16 protein-coding genes and 1 other annotated feature are annotated in these 21646 nt (G+C 31.1%); of the genes, 14 read left to right on the forward strand and 2 right to left on the reverse strand.

What is annotated here, in order from left to right; translation table 11 throughout:
- Positions 1-46 precede the first annotated feature (46 nt).
- From AC5M21_RS10825 to hslO, 5 genes are all read left to right on the forward strand, one after another.
- Entirely contained in the window at positions 47-2233 is a 2187-nt protein-coding gene (locus AC5M21_RS10825; protein WP_008789297.1) for a PP2C family protein-serine/threonine phosphatase, read from the forward strand.
- 71 nt (positions 2234-2304) lie between these two features.
- Entirely contained in the window at positions 2305-3540 is a 1236-nt protein-coding gene (tilS, locus tag AC5M21_RS10830) for a tRNA lysidine(34) synthetase TilS (protein WP_008789298.1), read from the forward strand.
- Positions 3541-3566: 26 nt separating this feature from the next.
- The gene (gene hpt / locus AC5M21_RS10835; RefSeq protein WP_008789299.1) at positions 3567-4097 is read left to right on the forward strand and encodes a hypoxanthine phosphoribosyltransferase; all 531 of its coding nucleotides are present in this window, start codon (positions 3567-3569) and stop codon (positions 4095-4097) included.
- A gap of 12 nt (positions 4098-4109) precedes the next feature.
- Positions 4110-6077 (forward strand): ATP-dependent zinc metalloprotease FtsH, encoded by a 1968-nt coding sequence (gene ftsH / locus AC5M21_RS10840; protein WP_008789300.1) that lies wholly within the window; start codon positions 4110-4112, stop codon positions 6075-6077.
- A 131-nt stretch (positions 6078-6208) separates the two neighbouring features.
- Positions 6209-7081 carry an Hsp33 family molecular chaperone HslO gene (gene hslO / locus AC5M21_RS10845; RefSeq protein WP_008789301.1) on the forward strand — a complete coding sequence of 291 codons (873 nt, stop codon included), beginning with the start codon at positions 6209-6211 and terminating at the stop codon, positions 7079-7081.
- 66 nt (positions 7082-7147) lie between these two features.
- Here the strand turns inward: hslO and AC5M21_RS10850 are convergent, their stop codons facing one another.
- Positions 7148-9946, reverse strand: a complete 2799-nt coding sequence (locus AC5M21_RS10850; RefSeq protein WP_008789302.1) for an ABC transporter ATP-binding protein/permease — start codon at positions 9944-9946, stop codon at positions 7148-7150.
- Between the two features lie 171 nt (positions 9947-10117).
- Between AC5M21_RS10850 and AC5M21_RS10855 the strand changes: the two genes are divergently transcribed.
- Together AC5M21_RS10855 and AC5M21_RS10860 are read left to right on the forward strand one after the other, a co-directional pair.
- Entirely contained in the window at positions 10118-11440 is a 1323-nt protein-coding gene (locus AC5M21_RS10855; RefSeq protein WP_008789303.1) for a PTS sugar transporter subunit IIC, read from the forward strand.
- A 37-nt stretch (positions 11441-11477) separates the two neighbouring features.
- Entirely contained in the window at positions 11478-12275 is a 798-nt protein-coding gene (locus tag AC5M21_RS10860; protein WP_008789304.1) for a Nif3-like dinuclear metal center hexameric protein, read from the forward strand.
- A 12-nt stretch (positions 12276-12287) separates the two neighbouring features.
- Here AC5M21_RS10860 and AC5M21_RS10865 read toward each other — a convergent pair whose 3' ends face one another.
- On the reverse strand, positions 12288-13076 hold the full coding sequence (locus AC5M21_RS10865) for a MurR/RpiR family transcriptional regulator (RefSeq protein ID WP_008789305.1): 789 nt from the start codon (positions 13074-13076) through the stop codon (positions 12288-12290).
- 466 nt (positions 13077-13542) lie between these two features.
- On the opposite strand from AC5M21_RS10865, the gene dusB reads away from it, so the two are divergent.
- The 7 genes from dusB to lysS form a co-directional block, all read left to right on the forward strand.
- Entirely contained in the window at positions 13543-14550 is a 1008-nt protein-coding gene (gene dusB / locus AC5M21_RS10870) for a tRNA dihydrouridine synthase DusB (protein ID WP_008789306.1), read from the forward strand.
- A gap of 158 nt (positions 14551-14708) precedes the next feature.
- Positions 14709-15551 (forward strand): BglG family transcription antiterminator LicT, encoded by an 843-nt coding sequence (licT, locus tag AC5M21_RS10875; RefSeq protein ID WP_008789307.1) that lies wholly within the window; start codon positions 14709-14711, stop codon positions 15549-15551.
- 105 nt (positions 15552-15656) lie between these two features.
- The gene (locus AC5M21_RS10880; protein WP_008789308.1) at positions 15657-17507 is read left to right on the forward strand and encodes a beta-glucoside-specific PTS transporter subunit IIABC; all 1851 of its coding nucleotides are present in this window, start codon (positions 15657-15659) and stop codon (positions 17505-17507) included.
- A gap of 11 nt (positions 17508-17518) precedes the next feature.
- Positions 17519-18355, forward strand: coding sequence for a PHP domain-containing protein (locus AC5M21_RS10885; protein ID WP_008789309.1), 837 nt, complete (start codon positions 17519-17521; stop codon positions 18353-18355).
- Positions 18352-19110: a tyrosine-protein phosphatase gene (locus AC5M21_RS10890; protein ID WP_008789310.1), complete on the forward strand. Its 759-nt coding sequence runs from the start codon at positions 18352-18354 to the stop codon at positions 19108-19110. The genes AC5M21_RS10885 and AC5M21_RS10890 overlap by 4 nt, the downstream gene beginning before the upstream one ends.
- A gap of 3 nt (positions 19111-19113) precedes the next feature.
- Positions 19114-19782, forward strand: coding sequence for an MgtC/SapB family protein (locus AC5M21_RS10895; protein ID WP_008789311.1), 669 nt, complete (start codon positions 19114-19116; stop codon positions 19780-19782).
- 80 nt (positions 19783-19862) lie between these two features.
- Positions 19863-20094 (forward strand) — a binding site (T-box leader).
- 36 nt (positions 20095-20130) lie between these two features.
- Positions 20131-21646: lysine--tRNA ligase (lysS, locus tag AC5M21_RS10900; RefSeq protein ID WP_302378595.1), on the forward strand; the 1516-nt coding region annotated here is incomplete at its 3' end.

A 21646-nucleotide genomic window follows, 5' to 3' on the forward strand; every position in this document is an offset into this window, starting at 1 on the left:
AAATAATTTAAAGAAGAGAGACTATAATGGCATGTGAGGTGAAAATATGGAACTGATTATCAATCCGAGTCGTACTAAAAAAATAAAAATTCAATTTGTCTTTTACATAACGCTTATTTCTTTTTTGGTTTCATTAGTCAACATTGATCATACATCATTGTTGTTTGTGTTACCTTTATTTTATCTATGCTTTATGTGTGGATATCAAGCGTTATTAAGTTATCTTGTAGGGATATCTGCTGGTGTATTGTTATTGCATGTCCCCTATGAGATCCTTGTTATTAGTCTTTTTTCATTTATACTCTTAGAATTTTGTTTGATTTTCCAATCAATGAAATCAAGATATGTTCCTTATCTGTTAACATTGATTGCAGGCGTTTATTATGCATATATTCAAATTGATCTTCTTTCAACACTTTTATTAACAGTTCTTACATATTTCAATACAATTATCTTTGCATATTTGGCACCATTATTTATTCACGGGGAATCTGAATTATTAACACATGAGCGTGTAAAATCTTTAGCTGTTGTGATCTTGATTTGTATGATGAGTTTATTGCCTTATTCACAAATTGTCACTATGATTATTATTCGTGTATTTATTTTGGTAATGGTTTATCATGAATGCTTAGATGATTTATTGCCAGGACTGTTTTATGCATCAATGTTGATGTTATTGATGGATTTGGGATATAAAGATGATATACTTGCCTTTTTAATTCCATTGTTTTTCTTTTACATGGTAAAATGTCAAACTAAGCTTACTATTGTAAGTATGTATTTTGTAGCCCATTTAATTCTGCCTTTCTTTTTAGAATTCTCTTATATGTATCATGGAATTATTATTAGTTTAAGTGGTCTTATATTCCTCATTTTACCAATGTTTAAGAATAAGCCGATTTTATCTTCTTCCTATCAGGAAGTAACAATGAAACAACAGTTATCTAAGCAGGTAGATTCATTTTGCAGGCTGTTTGAACAGATGACTTCATTATTCAATGAAACACCTTCTCATAATCATTCTTTAGAATATATTGGATATGTTTATGAAGATATGTGTCAAAACTGTTCGAGTCAAGAAACCTGTTTTAATAAGAAATATGGACCAAATCGTTTGGTTAAATTAATGAATAAAGGTTTAAAAGAAACATATAGTGAAGATGATGAAGAATTTATCTTTAATTATTGTTTAAAACCAGAGCAATACTTAGATATAGTTCATTCTTATCATAAAGATTACCATAAAATCTATCGAGTTCAACAAGAATATCAAACTATGAAAAGAGATCTTTATCATCAATTTTCATTGCTAAACGATGTTTTTAATCAATTTTCAACCCAATTAAAGATTGGTAATATTGAAGAAAGTCATATTTATGAGCATATGAGTGGATATCATTTCCAAATAGCTCATTTGAAAAAATGTTATGAATCACAATCTGTTTATTACATAGAAATTGGTTTATATGAAGTGACAAGAGAAGAAATTGAAAATGAATTTGTACCTATTTTGGAAACATATTTAAATGAGACATTGGATATAGAAGTATTAAAAACACCAATGCATCAATTGGGCTATACATATCTTGTTTTAAAGCATTGTACGCGTTATTATGTTCAATATGGGATTTCTCAGAGTTCTAAAGATCCAGTGGCTTGTGGAGATAGTTATGCATTGTTTTCAATGAATGAAAATCAATATTTTGCATTAAGTGATGGTATGGGACAGGGTCAAAAGGCAAGTGATGATTCTTCTTTAACATTGGATATTATGAAACAGCTGATTATTAATGGGATTTCATTAAAGGATGCAGTACAGTCTGTAAATGCTTTGTTGAAGATTAAAAATCGAAATGATATGTTTACAACATTAGATTTGATTCAAGTCAATTTGGTATTAGGAAAAGCAGTATTGGTTAAATATGGTGCATGTCCAACATACATTTTAAGAGATAATGAATTGATAGAATTGAAATCACAATCATTACCAATGGGAATTGTTTCTCCATTAGAAACTTCTACTGACAAATATCAGTTATTAGAAAACGATATTATTTTTATGGTCTCAGATGGTTTCACAAGTCAGTTTGGTGATTTTATAGAAAACAATAAATATCTTATAGATGAAGATCATCCAAAAGAAATAGCACATTTATTAACAAATCTAGCAAGTGATGAAGAGAAAAATGATGATATGACACTGATTGTTTTAAAACTTTGTAAGCAATAATCCCAAAATATTGGGATTTTTGTTTTTGAATTCACATTTCTTTGTTATAATAGGCTAGTGGAGTGATCGATGTGAATGAAAAACTATTAAATAAAACTTCATATTATGTCATTGGTGTTTCTGGTGGCTGTGATTCTATGTACTTATTGGATACTTTAAGAAAAAAGGGATATCACTTACTTGTTGCGCATGTGAATTATAATTATCGTCATGATAGTTATATTGATTATGAACTGGTTTGTGATTATTGTGCAACTCATGGTTTGCCTTTTTACTATAAGCAGTTTCATGAAGCTGATTATCATGATGGAAACTTTCAAGATCAGGCACGTACATTGAGATATCGTTTTTATAAAGAAATATATAAACTTTATAAATGTGATGGATTAATTCTCGGACATCATCTTGATGATCATTTAGAAACTGTATATATGCAATTAGAACGCCATAATACAGTCCATTATCTTGGAATTAAGGAAGAAAGTTATGTCCAGGATATGCGCGTGATTAGGCCTCTTATGAGGAGTTATAAAGATGAAATATTACAAGTCTGTCATGAGCAGCATATTGAGTATCATGATGATTATACAAACTTTGAAATTGATTTTGAACGTGATAGAATTAGAAATACAATCTTAAAACATTATACCAAAACGCAAAAAGAAAATCTGTTTAAAAAAGCTCAGGAACATAATCAAAGAATCAAAGAATTAGAGTTTAAAGTTAACCCTTATTACCAACAATATAAAGCAGATGGACAAATTTACTATTACTATATTCCATCTGACTTAAGAAAACTATTCTTATATTTAATTTTGAAAGATGTCATGCACCCCCAATTAATTTCTCATTCATTAATTGATGAAATTGAACATCAGATTAATAGTGTTAAACCAAATATTCAAATGAACTTACCAGTTAATTATCTGTTCATAAAAGAATACGATAATGTTTATATCATCGATAAAGAAAAAACCAAGGGCTATTACTATGAATTTAAGGAATATATTCCTTTTGGTTGTGAACACTTTCATTTATTGGAAAATGGACACATTAATGAAGGTGTATATTTAAGCCCAAATGATTATCCTATTACAATAAGGACAATGCAAGATGGCGATAGTATTATGACTTCTTCAGGAACAAAGAAGCTTTCTCGCTTATTTATTAATGCAAAAATACCTGCATTAAAGAGAAAAACATGGCCAGTTGTGTTAAATAAGGATAAAACTATTATTCTAGTCCCACATATTGCAAAAAACATTGATTATTTGACTACAAAACCTAATGTATTTGTGATAAAATAGGATAACCGTAATAAGGAGTGGAAAATATGCATAAAGATGTAAAGGAAATTTTATATACCCAAGATGAAATTTCTCAGAAATGTAAAGAATTAGGAAAGTTAATTATGAATGACTATCATGATAAGAATTTGGTCTTAGTAGGTTTGCTGAAAGGTTCTGTTCCTTTCTTGGCAGAGCTTTCTAAGTATGTAAATCTTGATGTCACTTTTGATTATATGGATGTGAGCAGTTATGAAGGTACTGAATCTCGTACAATCACTATCAAGAAAGATCTTGATCAGGATGTCAAAGGTAAAGATATTTTATTGGTTGAAGATATTTTAGATACTGGAAAAACTTTGTCAACAGTGAAAGCAATGTTAGAAGAACGTGGAGCAGCAACTGTTGAAATTGTAACAATGCTTGATAAAAAAGAAGGAAGAACTTTCCCGATAGAAGCTAAATATGTTGGTTTTGAAATTCCAAATGCATTTGTTATTGGATTTGGGTTAGATTTTGATGAAAAATATAGAAACTTACCATATGTTGGTATTCTTAAAGAAGAATGTTATCAATAAAAAGGAGATCGTATGAATAACAAAAATAAGAGTTTATTTAAAGCGATAATGCCTTGGTTAGTTGTCATTATCTTATTGAGTTCACTTGTGCCATTGTTAAACACAGGAAAGTCAAGTGCAGTCAATTACAATGAGTTTGTTTCCATTTTAGACAAACAAAAAGTTACTGAAATGACAGTTATGCCAGGTATTTACGTGACAAGTGTAGAAGGAAAGTACACAAAAAATGAAAAAGGAAAAGATGTCACTTATGCATTTAAGACAAATGTTCCGCAAACTGATGAAGAATTAAATTCATTGATGCAGTTATTAGAAGATAAAGGCATTAAGGTTAGTGTTCTAGATGCTAAAAGTGAAAATATGTTAATGGATACCATTTTAGGATTGCTTCCTTATGTTTTATTAATTGGTGTCATGATATTTGTAATGAGAAGTATTGGTGGTGGCGGTGGAGCCAATGCCAAAGCTTTCGATTTTGGAAACTCACGTGCGAAGTTAGAAAAAGACAGCAATACAAAATTTGCTGACGTTGCTGGTGCTGATGAAGAAAAAGAAGAATTAACTGAATTGGTTGATTTCTTAAAGAATCCTAAGAAGTTTGTAAGTATGGGGGCTAAAATTCCAAGAGGTGTTTTATTGGTAGGGCCACCAGGTACAGGGAAAACTTTACTTGCGAGAGCAGTTGCTGGTGAAGCCAACGTTCCATTCTATTCAATTTCAGGTTCTGAATTCGTAGAAATGTTTGTTGGTGTAGGTGCTGGACGTGTTCGTGATATGTTTAAAAAAGCCAAACAAAATGCTCCATGTATCATTTTTATTGATGAAATTGATGCAGTTGGTAGACAAAGAGGAACTGGTGTTGGTGGTGGACATGATGAACGTGAACAAACTTTAAATCAGTTATTAGTAGAAATGGATGGATTTAGTGGTAATGAGGGTATTATTATTTTAGCTGCGACAAACCGTGCTGATGTTTTAGATCCTGCATTACTTCGTCCAGGACGTTTTGATAGACAAATTCAGGTTGCTAATCCTGATAAGAGAGCAAGAGCAGAAATCTTAAGAGTTCATGCGAGAAACAAGAAGTTTGCACCAGATGTGAATTTTGATAATGTTGCTCAGCGTACTCCGGGATTCTCTGGTGCTGAATTAGCAAATGTGTTAAATGAAGCTGCTTTATTAGCAGTAAGACAAGGTCATCAATTAATTACTTTAGATGATGTTGATGAAGCGATTGATCGTGTTATTGGTGGACCTGCGAAAAAATCTCGTAAGTATACTGAACATGAAAGAAAAATTGTTGCTTATCATGAAGCTGGACATGCGATTATCGGTTTGACTTTAGAACATGCCAATAAGGTTCAGAAGGTAACTATCATTCCAAGAGGGAATGCTGGTGGATATAACTTGATGACACCTAAAGAGGAAACATATTTACAGACTAAATCTCAGTTAATGGCTAGTATCACTGGCTATATGGGTGGACGTGTGGCTGAAGAAGTCTTCTTTGGTGATGTCACTTCAGGTGCTCATAATGATATTGAACAGGCAACAAGAATTGCAAGATTAATGGTTACAGAATTAGGTATGTCTGATTTAGGTCCAATTAAATATGCATCTGGACAAAATGCGGTATTCTTAGGGAGAGATTACTCTTCACAGGATAACTCACATTCAGGACAAATTGCATTTGAAATTGATCAGCAAGTACGCAAGATTATTGATGGGTGTTATGCTGAATGTAAGGAGATTATTGAAGCTCAAAAGGATAAATTAGTGACAATTGCCAATGCTTTATTAGAACATGAAACTTTAAATAATGAACAAATTGAATCATTATACAATACAGGTGTTATGTTAGAAATGCATGATGGTAAAGTAGATGATACTCAAGATCATCAAGATATCACATTCCCTGATGCGCCTAAGACTCCTGATCCAGTAGACTTAGATGATGATTTATTAGATGAAATGAAATAAGCGCTTAGCGCTTATTTTTTCAAAGGAGAATGAAAATGAAAAGAAGTACAATGAGCAAAATATTAGTATTTATTTTAGTGTTATGTATGATTCTACCATTAATAAGCTATTTTGCTTTTGGAGGCTAGAACATGAAAGATTATTTAGTAAGAGGAATTGTTGAATCAAAGAATTGCCGTGTCTTTGCATGTCAGACAACAAATCTTTTAGAAGAAGCAAGAGCAAAACATGGATTATGGCCAACGGCCTCTGCAGCATTAGGGCGTGTTATGTCTGCGACTCTTATGATGGGTGCTATGAATAAAAATAATGAAAAAATGACTATTACAATTAATGGTGGAGGTCCAATTGGAACAATCTTAGCAACGACACATAGTGATGGGAAAATTAAAGCCTTTGTAGCAAATCCTGAAGTTCATTATACATATAATGATACAGGTAAATTAGCCGTTGGTGTTGCAGTAGGGAAAGAGGGTTCATTACAAGTTATTAAAGATATGGGATTAAAAGAACCCTTTGTTGGAACTGTTCCGTTACAGAGTGGTGAAATCGGAGATGATTTTTCATATTATTTTATGGCTTCTGAACAGATACCTTCAGTTGTTTCTGTTGGTGTTCTAGTGAATGATACTAATGAGATATTATCAAGTGGTGGTTTTATTATTCAATTGTTACCTAATGCAACAGATGAAGATATTCAATTTATTGAAGAAAGAATGAAAGATTTCCCACCTGTTTCTGCTTTAATCCATGAAGGAAAAACACCAGAGGACATCTTAAAAGTTATTTTTGAAGATGTAGAAATCTTAGCAACCCAAGATTTATTCTTTGAATGTGATTGTTCAAAAGATAAAATGGCAACAGCTTTAATGACAGTTGGTAAAGATGAAATACAAGCAATGATAGATGAAGATCATGGTTGTGAAATGAAATGTCAATTCTGTAATGAGAAATATCAATTTAATGAAGATGATTTGAATGAAATTCTTAAAGAAATAGATTAGTTTTAATAGACTAATCTTTTTTTAATGAAAAAGAGCCAATTATGAATAATTGACCCTCCATTTATATTACTTTCTATCTTTAATTGCATCAATTGGCTTTTTCTTAGATATCTTATAAACTGGAATAGCTGATGCTATACAAGCAACCGCAATAGAAATCATAAGAAGTAATACAATTTGTAACAATCCAAAATTAAGAATTGTCACAAGCACCCCAAATTCATTTCTAATATATTGATTGATTAAAGTGACTCCAGCAAAACATGCAATAACTGAGAGTATCCAGTTAATAACTGCAATCATCAAACTTTCATTTAAGAATATTTTAAGAACATCTATACCACGTGCTCCCACTGCCCTTAAAATACCTATTTCACGTTTTTTATTAGCAATACTTGTGGCAATGAAATTACAGAACATGATGGAAGCAAAGACCGCAAAGCCAATTCCTATATAAAAGAATACATTTTCTAAAGTAGATATAACTGAATTGACAGAAGATAACATAGGCATGACCTGATTATTAAGAACATAACTTGATTGATCTATGTTATCATTATATGTGTATGAAATGATATCTTTTAACATCTCATCATCAACCATAGGAGCAATAAGGCATTCAGAGTAACCATCAGTTTTAAGATTGTATTTTTGGATGAGAGTATCTTTTAAAACAAAACTGTGACTTTCTTCATGAGACAAATCAATATAGACACCTGCAATTTTATCAATGATATTTTCTAAGTATGTGTCAGAAGAGATAGATAATTTGATTTTAGAATTAACAATCTGAGACTCATATTTTTTTACTGCCTCTTTAATGATACGCATCATTTCTTTTTCATTTGAAGAATTAGTTATATTTTGATTCACATAATCTTGAATTGTTGTATTACCAAAACGTATATTCTTAATCGTTTGATAATTGACATAGAAACTACCACCATTATTAAAATCTATAAGTTGATCTTTATTGATGTCATCATATCGATAGAAAGATTCAGGATTGTAGTAATTATCTTCATAATTAATATCCATATATCTTCCATTTGTTTGCGTTACATAAACATTGTAATTATCAATAGCATCCTGTAAACGAGAATCGCTTACATAGCCTAAGCAATGATAACTGTTATATAATAAAGTTTGTAGTTCAGTAGATAAATAGTATTGAGAGAAATTCTGCTCCTTATCTTCCTTAAGGCTTTCATATCTAGATAAATCAATATGTGTATCTAAAATACCAGAGATTCTAAAATTAATCTCTTTATCATTTACAGTTAATTTTAATATTCTTCCTATCAAATCTTCTGATGATTGAATATTATTATGATTTGTATTTCCTTTTGCATCAGTTATTTGATATCCCAATTGTTTAAAAGTATTTGCTAGAAATTCAGTTATAACAATTTCAGTATCATTTTGTGGTAGACGGCCTTTGAAAGTAAATTGATTGGCCTTAATCATTTCATTATCAATTTGTGCTAATGCAGAGAATGAAGTTTGATAAAACATTTGTTCATTATTTCCAGATAACTTAGCTATTTTCTCAATATGTTGTGTAACATCTAAACTTGTTGAAACATTACTAGAAAATGTATTTGTAAAATGAAGCGTTGGATATTTCTTTTGAAGATTTTGATAATCTTCTTTCTTAAGTTTTGTAGGTGCCTCATAAGTGTAATTTTCAGTACCCATTTTTTCTGTTTTTCCAATTGAAATATAATTAACTTGGCTATCCTTCATGGAGTGAAATGTTGTTGTCTCTTTGTTGTATTGAGAAAGCGTATTCGTAAATCCAAAGAGAGTAAAAGAAGATACAGATAGCATTATCGTTATAAATAATCGAAATGGTTTTAATTTCAGATTAGATAATGCTATCTTCATAGAACTTTTAAAAGGTAGTTTTGATTTGATAAAGGATATCGTTTTGGATGCATAATCTTTCATATTGAGATGTTTTTTAGAAGTTTTATGAAAAACTTCTAAATTTCCACTATCATCAATATGGTTAGTTTTCTTAATCTCTTTGTTTGTATTTTGATTAAATGATATAACAGTTTCACCATCATGTGTCTTTAATCTATTGACAATTTCCTGAATATCTTCATCTGTCAATTGTTTCGAGTTCTCTATATTTATGAATTCATCTTCTAAAATAGAAATACCATTATTGATTTTTTTTGGAGCAATACTTTCCTTACTTGTATCACTAATGATTTTTCCATCTGCTAATTCAATAATACGATCAGCATAATATTTAGCAAATTCTTTATCATGTGAAACAATTAAAACGAGTTTGTTTTTAGATAGTTTTTTAAGGGTATCAAAGACCTGTTTTCCTGTATGACTATCAAGTGCACCAGTTGGTTCATCAGCCATAATAATTTCAGGATTCTTAATCAATGCTCTGGCAATTGCGACTCTTTGCAATTGACCACCTGATAACTCATTAGGTTTACGATCTTCAAGTCCTTGCAAATCAACTTCTTCAAGAATGCTTTGGATAACAGTTTGTTCAACTTTCTTACCCTGAAGCTGTAAAGCCAGTTCAATGTTTTCTTTCACAGTAAAGTTATCCATAACATTGTACTCTTGAAAAATAAATCCTATGAAAGTATTTCTATAAGAATCAAAGTCACTCTGTTTAAAATTCTGACTCGATTTCCCACAAATAATAATTTCACCTTCATTAAATTGATCTAACCCTCCTAAAACATTTAAAAGAGTAGACTTTCCACTTCCACTTTTACCTAAAATAAAAACCATACCTTTGTCTTGAATTTCAAGATTTATATCGTTAAGAGCATGGACTTCAACATTTTTAGATTTATATATCTTAGATAAATGCTTAATTTGTAACATTATTATCACCTCTACTCCATTATAGCAAATGGATAAGTAAAAAATAGTAAGAAAATCTTAAGAATTTATAAATATCTATAAGAATATTCCCGATATCAATATATCATATTGACACTTTTTCTCAGAGAGGGTATAATACTTGTGTAAACACTTACAGAGGGGAGAAAAAATATGGATAAATTAAAAGTGTTTTTCGACAAGTTTCAAAATGTTATGGAAGAGAAAGTTGTTCCAGTTGCAACGAGGATTGCATCTCAAAAGCATTTATCTGCTTTGAGGGATGGATTGACTATTCTTATTCCGTTTACAGTCATTGGTGGGATATCATTAATGATTGCAAATCCACCTGTGGATTTAGAGGTGATGAAACCAACAAACTTCTTTTTTCAGTTTATGATTATGTGGAAGAATTGGGCTACTGATTGGGCAACGTTATTAACGATTCCATTTCATCTAACTATTGGAATTATTTCGGTATATGTTGTTTTAGGTATTTCGTATCGTTTTTCTAAATATTATAAAATGGAAGCTTTACCTAACAGTTTAACAGCATTATTTGTATTTCTATGTGTTGCAGGAGTCCCACAAAGTATCAATGAGGGTTCGTTTATAGATGTGAGTGGTTTAGGAGCTTCTTCAATGTTTGCAGCAATTATTATTGCTTTATTGGTTATTGAAATCAATCATTGGATGATTATAAAAAACTTAAAAATTTCAATGCCTAAAGGTGTACCACCAATGGTTGCTGGACCATTTGAAGTATTATTGCCACTTGTTGTAAATACAATTTTATTTATTGTTTTAGATCAAGTTATTTTCATGATAACAGGAAGTGGCTTAACAAATCTCGTATTCACTATATTTTCACCATTAATATCTGCAACGGCTTCATTACCATCAATGTTATTTATTGTTGTATTAACAGTTGTCTTCTGGTTCTTTGGAATTCATGGGGACAATATGGTGAGTGCCATTACAACACCTATTTTTACAGGTAATTTGGTTGCTAATCTTGATGCATATAATGCAGGAAAAGATATTCCAAATATCATAGCAGGAAACTTTACATTTATATTTGGACTTGCAATTGTCTATTTAGCCATTTTATTTAATATGAATTTTATATGCAAGAATAAAAGATTGCGTTCTTTAGGTAAATTAGCGATTCCATCTTCTTTGTTTAATATTAATGAACCATTGGTATTTGGGGTGCCAACAGTTCTCAATATTTTAACATTTATACCAAGTGTTATATGTATCATAATCAATGTTGCAATAGCATATGGGGCAACATCAGTAGGCTTTATGAATAGAACATGTATGAGTGTACCATGGACATTACCAGCACCACTTTATGCATTTTTATCAACCTTAGATTGGCGTGCTATTGTTGTATGGATAGGATTATTTATCATAAATGTTATTATCTTTATACCATTTATGAAGAGTTATGATAAACAAATGGATATTGAGGAACAAAGTTCAATGGAATAGGTGAATAGCTATTCTTTCAGTGGTAAGGAGAAGAGAAATGAAAATAGCTGAGATAATAAGTTGTCTAGATAAGCAGGGAGAGTGGGTAAATAGATCACTTACTCGAGATAGATTACTGATAGGTGATGATGAACAAGAAGTTAATCAAGTTATTGTATGTTGGGTTGCAACATTTGATATTATAGAAAAGGCAATAAATGCAAAATGTCATTTTATCATTACACATGAAAATCCATTTTATTTAGAATCAACGTTATTACCAACAAATGTGAGAATTGCCCAGCACGAAAAAAAAGCATTATTAGAAAAAAATAATATCGCAGTGTATCGCTGTCATGATTTATGGGATCTTTATCCAGAATATGGTGTCCGAGATCAATGGGCACAATTATTAAAACTGAATTTTGAAGAAGCAGTGCAAGACAGTTTTATTCGTATAGCAACTGATGTCAATATGAGTACTTTACAATTAGCGAAACACATTACAGAGTGTATAGAACCATATTTCCAATATGGCATTCAAATCATTGGAAGTCAAACGAAAAACATTAAGCGTTTGGGGATAGGAACTGGAGCATGTACAAATATATTTGAAATGTGTCAAAAACAAGTTGATGCTTGCTTGGTTAGTGATGATGGAATTGATAATTGGGGAGCAGTTCAATGGGCTGTTGATCATCATATTCCGCTTTTAGTTGTTAATCATATGACAAGTGAAGCAGCAGGGATGAGAGGGTTAAAAGAGTATTTAAATCATCAAATAACAGGAGTAGAGTTTATTTATGAACCAAATACTTATGGAATTTATAATATAGGAAAAGACACTTCATTTTAGTGAGGTGTCTTTTCATTTATGTTCTAGATAGATTCCATAGTAATATGAAATAATTTCTGAGAAGAAATAGAGAGTTGTTCTATTGTCTAATTGATTAAGAACTATTTTATTTTGAAGATTAGAGATACTTGAAGGTAAAATAAATTGAATATCAGCATAATGATTTATAGGTGAATCGTTATTCATTGAGATTATAACAATTTTTGAACCAGCATTCTTAGCAGCTTTTAATAACTTTGAAAAAGTATTGGATGATCCTGTAACAGAAAATATAATTAAGAGATAATCTTGAGTTAAGCAATTCGATAAATAATCAAATTGAACATCATCAACAACTGCATCAAAAAACTTGTTGTGAGAATAGAGAGAATATACTAATTGATTAGCACAAAATGCTGAATTTCCAATTCCTATAGCCTTTACATATGTATAACTATCAATAAGAGAGGCTAATTCTTTTAATTTATCTTCATAATCTAAAAGTCCTAGAGCCTCAATGGTTTGTGCATAAGATGTAGAAATTTGCTGAAGAACAGTTTCTTGATTGTTCGGAATAGGTTGGTCATTATGCGTCTTATTATAGTATTCTTCTACAGCATATTTAAATTCACTATACCCACGATATTCAAGTTTCTTGGCAAATCTTAATATAGCAGATTTGGATGTATGACATAAAACCCCTGCTTCAACAATGGAATTTTTTATAATGATTTGTGGATTATCAAATATCATTGTACAAATTCTTTTTTCAGTAGGTGTTAATGAGGTATAATGAATTGATATCTTTTCTTTAAAGTTCATAAAAACCCTCCTCGTATATAGTTTTATTATACAATAAAAAAAACAATTTGATAATAAGAAAAAATAAGCACGAGGGGCGTGCTTATTTTCTTCTTGGGTTTACCAATATTAGGAATATAACTAATCGATAACTTACATCTATTTTAATGGGGAGGAAAAATAGAGGGGAAAGTGCAAGTTATCTATATATAGATTTACCACTTTTTTAAATTATATACATAAAAAATAAATAAAAATGAAAACTCACGGGAATAAGTTTTCATTTTCGTATTATATAATTCGATAATATAAAGACTTTTAGGGAGAGGGAGGGAGACTTCATATCATCTATGTTATCATGAGAAAAGAATATATTACTTTCTTATATAAATTTTTGTATTTGTATCGCCTCCTATGTATATAATATATCATTCATTTGTCTTTGTTTTATAAAAGAATTATGTTATATTGTGTTATGGTGAATAAAATGAAAATAGGAAATATAGATATAGAAAATAGAATAGTTATGGCTCCAATGGCAGGGATTACAAATGTTGCATTTCGTAAAATTATTAAGGAGTTTGGTGCTGGATTAGTTGTCAGTGAAATGGTGAGTGATAAAGCATTATGTTATGGAAATCAAAAAACAATTGAAATGTTAAAGGTTGATGAAAATGAACATCCGATGAGTATTCAAGTCTTTGGTGGAGATGTTGAATCAATGGTCACTGCAGCCAAGTTTGTTGATGAGAATTCTAATTGTGATATCATTGATATCAATATGGGATGCCCAGTGAATAAAGTGCTCAAGGCACATGCAGGAAGTTATCTTTTGCAATTTCCTGATCTGGTTTATGATATTGTCAAAAGTGTTGTTGAGGCAGTCAGTAAACCAGTCACAGTGAAAATAAGAATAGGGTATGATTTTGATTCGATTAACTGTGTTGAGATTGCGCAACTTATTGAGCGTGCTGGAGCAAGTGCCATTGCAGTTCATGGAAGAACACGTTCACAAATGTATGAGGGGCATGCTGATTGGAGCTGGATTAAAAAGGTCAAAGAGGCAGTTTCCATTCCAGTTATTGGTAATGGAGATGTTAAAACTGCCAAAGATGCCAAAAGAATGTTAGAAGAAACTGGCTGTGATGCTGTTATGGTAGGGCGTGCAGCACTTGGAAATCCTTGGGTGATTAAGCAAATGGTTGAATATGTTGAACATGATATTTTATTAGGTGATCCAACTGCTGATGAAAGAATAGATCAATGTTTAAAACATGCACAAAGACTTATTCCAGTTGAGGGTGAAAAAAACGCAATTCGGCAAATGAGAGGACATGCACCTTGGTATATTAAGGGCTTAAAATCAGCGAGTGTTATTAAGAATTATTTATCTAAAGTGGATACATACCAACAGATGCAAGAAATTTTAGAAGCTTATCGTCATTATCTCAATACTGGTGATAAATCAGTATTTAATTATTTTACAGAAAATTAACGTTTTCATGTCTGTGAAAGCGTTGACACAAAAAAAGAGAAGTGCTATGATAATTATGTAATATATGGATTGTTAGAGCACAAATTGAGGCTACACAAAACCTGTTTACAGATGTTTTTAATCTGCGAACAGGTTTTTTCTATGAGGGAGGGATAAACATGATTATTAAAAAGATTCTTAATAACAATGTTGTTGTGACAACAAATGATAATAAAGAGGAAATTATTGTTATGGGAAAAGGTTTGGCTTATGGTAAGAAAACAGGTGATGTTATCGATACTGGAAAGATTAATAAAACATTTGAAATGAGTTTGAAACCAAGTCAAAGAAAAATGATAAACATGTTAAAAGACATTCCTATTGAATATATGGAAATATCAGATCAAGTGATTCAAAAAGCGAAAAGAGAATTAAATAATGATATAGATGATTCTTTATATATTAGTTTAACTGACCATATTCATACAAGTATTGAAAGGTATCGTGAAGGAATTCTTTTGAAAAATCAACTTTTATTAGAAATTAAACATTTTTATAAGAAAGAATTTGAATTAGGATTATGGACTTTATCTCTGATTGAAGAAAAATATAATATTCAGATGGATGATAATGAAGCTGGTTTTATAGCATTACATATTGTAAGTAGTGAAGTTGGAAAGAATATTAGTGATGTTTATGAAATAACAGGGTTTATTCAAGGTATTTTAGAATTGGTAAAGAATTATTTTGGGAGAGATTTTAATGAAGATTCTTTATCTTATTATCGTTTTGTCACACATTTGAAGTTTTTTGGATTGCGTGTTTTTAATCAGGCAAAGCATATCCAAGATGATTCTTTAAATAATGATCTCTTAGAAATTATGAAAGAAAAATATGTACAACCTTATTTATGTGCATTAGAAATCAAATCTTTGATTGAAAGAAAATATGATTACTGTTTAGAGGATGAAGAGGTTTTGTTTTTAACAATACATGTTGCTAAAATCGTTTCTAATAAGTGAGGTGAAATAATAAAGAAATGGTTTGCATATATACAGTTGGATGGTGACATTAAGTTGGCCAAACCTTCATGAATTGAAGTTTTCAAGAAAATGGAGGATAAGAAAATGAAATATGAAAAACTTTCAAAAGAAATTATTGAAGCTGTTGGAGGAAAAGATAATATTATTTCTTTACAGCATTGTATGACACGTTTAAGATTCACATTAAAGGATGAATCGCAAGCTGATGATGAAAAGATTAAAGGGATTGATGGGGTATTATCATTGATTAAAAAAGGTGGTCAATATCAAATTATTATTGGTACACATGTACATGATGTTTATTTAGATGTTTGTAAAATTGCAGATATTTCAGATGAACAAGAAATCAAAGAAAAACCTAAAAAGAAGAATATTTTTAATTCTATGTTCTCAGCAATCATTGGTGCTATTGGACCAATAATTCCAATACTTGTAGGAACTGGACTTGGAAAGTGTATCTTATTATTTATTTCAACAATGGGATGGGCAAGTGCTGAAACATCAATGACTTTCTATGTTTTTAGTTTTGTCTTTGATGCAGGATTTACATTCTTGCCAGTATTTGTTGCTGTTGCTGCTGCTAAACATTTTAAATGTAATATGTTTATGGCGGCATTGTTGGGTTGCGCATTGGTACATCCAAACTGGAATGCCATTGTTTCGTCTACTGATCCAAAATTCATTGGACAAATGTTTGGTGTGTTACCACTTTATGGTATGCCATATACATCTTCACTTATCCCAGCATTATTAATGGTTTGGGTTATGAGTAAAGTTGAATTCACATTAAATAGATATTTACCAGAACTCTTAAAAGGAATGTTAACACCTTTATTAACGCTCCTTATTATGACACCATTAACATTTGTTGTCTTAGCACCAGCAATGGGAATTATCTCGATTTATTTAGGTGATGCATTATTGTGGGTTTATAATACATTTGGAATGTTTGCAATAGCAATTATGTGTATTGTTTATCCATGGATGGTAGCAACTGGAATGCATGCGACATTAGCAATCGCTGGTATTCAAATTTTATCACAGTCTGGGTATGACCCATTCTCTAGAACGTTAACATTAACTGCTAATATGGCTCAAGGTGCAGCAGCTTTTGCGTGTGCTATTAAAACAAAAAACAAAGAATTTAGGAATACATGTGTGTCTGCTGGTTTTACAGCATTCTTTGCTGGAATTACTGAACCATGTATCTATGGTGTTTCATTGAGATTAAAAACACCTATGTATGCAGTTATGATAGGAAGTTGTTTGGGCGGTTTATATGCAGGCTTTACAGCTTTAAAAGCATTTGCTTTTATGACACCAAGCGTTATTAACTTCCCTATGTGGATGGGTGGTAATGGAAATGCGAACTTAATAAATGCTATTATTACAATGATTATTTCTGCTGTTGGTACATTTGTAGCAATGCTTGTTATTGGCTTTGAAGATCCTATTGATGAAACAAAACCAAAAGTGAACAATACAATTAATACTGTACAAAGTCCAGTTGAAGGTCATGTTATTGATTTAAATGATGTAAATGATGAAATGTTTTCTGGTGAAGTCTTAGGCAAAGGAATTGCTGTTATACCGCAAGATGGTAAAATATATGCTCCTGCTGATGGGGTGATTTCTGCAACTTTTGAAACAAAACATGCGATTGGGTTAACAACTGATAAGGGTGTTGAGATTTTAATACATATTGGGATTGATACTGTGAAATTGGATGGTAGGCCATTTGTTCAATATGTGACAAAAGGTCAAACTGTTAAACAGGGAGATTTGTTATTGGAAGTAGATTTAACTCAGATTAAAGAAGCAGGATTAGATGCAACAACTATGGTTGTTGTGACAAACTCAAGCAATTATTTAGAGATTATTCCAACACAACAAAAAAATGTTACAAAAAAAGATAGTCTTTTAACGATTATCTAGGAGGTCAATCAATGGTATATGCTGATTTACATGTTCACACAAATCATAGTGATGGGACAAAAGAAATACGTGATGTTTTGATGATGGCTAAAGAAAAAGGAATACAAAGAATTGCAATTACTGATCATGATACAATTGATCATTTAGATGAAGTGAAACGTCTTGGAGAGGAATTAGGCATTCGAACTATTCGGGGTGTAGAAATGAGCTGTTATGATGAGGATGTTGCAAAAAAGATTCATATTATAGGTTTATGGTTGAATGAAAAGGCTCCTCATGTAGAGGCACTCTGTCAAAAAACATTAGCATGTAGAGATGCATATCATCATAAACTGATTGAAAATCTTTCTCAAAAGGGCTATCATATCACTTATGAAGATGCTAAAAAATATTCCCCTTATAACATTGTTTTTAAAATTCATATCTTTTTAGCATTGATGGAAAAATATCCAGAAGAAATGACACCAGAAAAATATCGTGGACTCTTTGCATCAAAAACATCAAAAGAAACTGATTTACAAATGGGTTATATAGATATACAAAAAGGTATAGAAGCTATTCAAAAAGATGGTGGAATTGCCATAATTGCTCATCCATGTGAATATAATAATTATGATGAAATTGAAAAATATGTTGGATATGGATTACAAGGTATAGAAATCTCTCATCCTAGTATGAAAGATGAAGATTATCCTTTAACACAAAAGTATGCAAAAAAGTTTAACTTATTTAAAAGTGGGGGAAGTGATTTCCATGATTCTCGTTTAACACAAATGGGTGATTATGGACTCAATAAACAACAGTTTGAAGAATTAGTGAACCATATGAGAAAGGTAAAAGGATTATGAGGGAATTGAAAATTAGAAATTTTAGAGATGTCAGTGGATATCAAAATCAAGATGGACAAGTCATGAAAAAGAATAAAATTTTTAGAGGTGCTTCATTAGATCAAATCACATTTGATGATGCTTTATACATGGAAAAAGAACTAGGAATTCATTACATTTTAGACTATAGAGATGAAAAAGAATCTTTGATGAGCCAGGATATTGTTTTTCCAAATGCTATTTATGAGCGTATTGCAGCCTTACAAGTGAAGGAAGCAACAGATGAAGGTTTTGATTTTGGTTCTATGTTACAAGGTGAAATGACTTTAGAAAAACTAAAATTTCTATTGAGTTATGTAAGTGAGGGTTATAAGACTATGGCTTTTGATAATCCAGCTTATCATAAACTTTTTGAGTTGTTACTACGAAATGATGGGCATGTTTATTTTCATTGTACAGCTGGAAAAGATCGTACAGGTGTGAGTGCATTTTTAATTATGATGGCTTTAGGTATGAGTGAAGAAGACGGAATTCAAGAATATTTATTATCTAATGAATATTTGAAGGTCTTTAATGAAGCCTTCTGTGATGAATTACAAATACCAGCAGATATGAGAAAATATTGTGAACCATTGTTATATGTTCAAAAAGAGAATATAATGTATACAATCAATTCTATTAAAGAAAGATATTCAGACTATAATGTATTCTTGGAAAAAGAATATGGTATTGATGAAGAAAAGAGGAAATTGCTAAGAAAAATATATTGTGAATAGGAGATGTTAATATTGCCATCTATAGTGATTCATTGGGAATGGTTTTTAAGAATACTCATAGCAGGAATGTGTGGTGCATTTATTGGTTATGAGAGAAGAAATAGGAATAAAGAAGCAGGAATTAGAACACATTCTATTATTGCTTTAGGAGCTGCATTAATTATGATTGTTTCTAAATATGGCTTTCCAGATGTGAATGAATACGATGCTGCACGTATGGCTGCTCAAATTGTCAGTGGTGTTGGTTTTTTGGGAGCTGGTGTTATATTTGTAAGACATGGAACTGTATCAGGATTAACAAGGGCAGCTGGTATGTGGGCAACCGCTGGGGCTGGTTCTTGTATTGGAGCAGGACTATATGATGTTGGGATTATGGCAACATTATGCGTAGCTGGATTACAGTTTATATTCCATAAAGGTATATTTCGTAAATTTACCAATCAAGGTCAAATTATACAAATACAGGTGACCCAAGATTCTTCTGCTCTCGCTGATATTCAACATACCTTAAAAAAACATGGCGTTGCGATTCAGTCAATGAAGGTTGAAGTCATGGATAGAGATACATTATTTATTGAAGTTGATGGTGTCACACCACAATCATTTAGCCGTGAGGAATTGTTAGAAGAAATGATGGATAAAAAATATATGAAAATGTTTAGTTACGCATAAAAAATAGTGATAAATACTTGGAAAACCAAGTTCTTTGCTTGACAAGGACTTGGTTTATTTATATAATACAAAGTGTATAGAAAAAGGCTATGAATAGAGAAGTAATTGTTAAAATGTATGAATAGAGAGTCCTGCTGGTGGAAATGGATGATAACAAAAACAATGAATAAAGACTAGGAGCCGTATTTTGGATCAAAAGTGATAAAATAACGTGTGCCGCGTTACAGGCTAGACTCTGATAGGAGTTGAAAAGGTTGTTATAGTGATATAATGACGAATTAGGGTGGTAACACGATGACTCTCGTCCCTTATGGATGGGAGTTTTTTTATTTGGAAAAGGAGAAGACAATGGAAGAAAGACAGTTTAGTGAACAAGAGTTAGTCAGAAGAGAAAAGTTAGATTTTTTAAGAGAAAGAGGAATTGATCCTTTTGGACAAAGATTCGATGTTACACATTTTTCAAAACAGATTAAAGAGGAATTTGCTGGTAAAACACATGAAGAATTAGAAGAAATGGCAGTCCCTGTTAAAATTGCAGGAAGAATTATGACAAAACGTCGTAAAGGAAAAGTCTGCTTTATGCATATTCAAGATAGAGATGGACAAATTCAAATTTATGTCAGAAAAGATGTTATTGGTGAAGATGAATATGAAGTTTTAATTAAGAGTGATATTGGTGATATTGTTGGTATAGAGGGAACTGTATTTGTAACAAACACTGGTGAATTATCAGTCAAAGTAGCAAAGTTTATTCATTTAACAAAAGCATTACGTCCTTTACCTGAGAAATATCATGGTTTAAGTGATGTTGAAGAAAGATATAGAAGAAGATATGTAGATTTAATTATGAATGAGGAATCAAGAAAGATTGCTTTTGCAAGACCTAAGATTATTCGATCAATTCAAAATTTCTTAGATAGTCAAGGTTATGTTGAAGTGGAAACTCCAGTCTTGAATCCTATTTTAGGAGGAGCGGCTGCAAGACCATTTACTACTCATCATAATGCTTTAGATATGAATTTCTATTTAAGAATTGCAACTGAATTATCATTAAAAAGATTAATTGTTGGTGGAATGGATGCTGTTTATGAAATTGGACGTTTATTTAGAAATGAAGGAATGGATAGAACTCATAATCCTGAATTTACAACAATTGAAGTGTATAAAGCATTCAGTGATTTAGAAGGAATGATGGATTTAACTGAAGGTATTATTTCTAATGCTGCAATGAGTGTTTGTGGTACATATGATTTAGAGTATAAAGGAAACAAGATTTCTTTAGCACCTGGATTTAAACGTATTTCTATGACAGATGCTATTAAGGAACAAACTGGCATTGACTTTGCGAGTGATATGACTTTTGAAGAAGCAAAAGCTTTAGCTGAAGAAAGACATATTGAAGTTGAAAATCATTTTGGTTATGGTCATATTATTAATGCTTTCTTTGAGGAATATGTAGAAGAGACAATTGTTGAACCTACTTTTGTGTATGGTCATCCAATTGAAATTTCTCCACTTGCTAAGAAGAATTTAGAAGATCCACGTTTTACACAACGTTTTGAATTATTCATTTGTGGAAATGAATATGCAAATGCATTTACAGAATTAAATGATCCTATTGATCAATATGAAAGATTCTCTAATCAGTTAAAAGAAAAAGAATTAGGTAATGATGAAGCCAATGAAATGGATTTAGATTATGTAGAGGCTTTAGAGTATGGACTACCTCCAACAGGTGGTATGGGAATGGGAATTGATCGACTTGTTATGCTGTTAACTGGACAAGAGTCAATTCGTGAAGTAATCTTATTCCCGACAATGAAGTCCTTAGATGGTGTAAATAAGAAAAATGATGTAAATAATA

This window comes from Coprobacillus sp. (genome assembly GCF_984815275.1).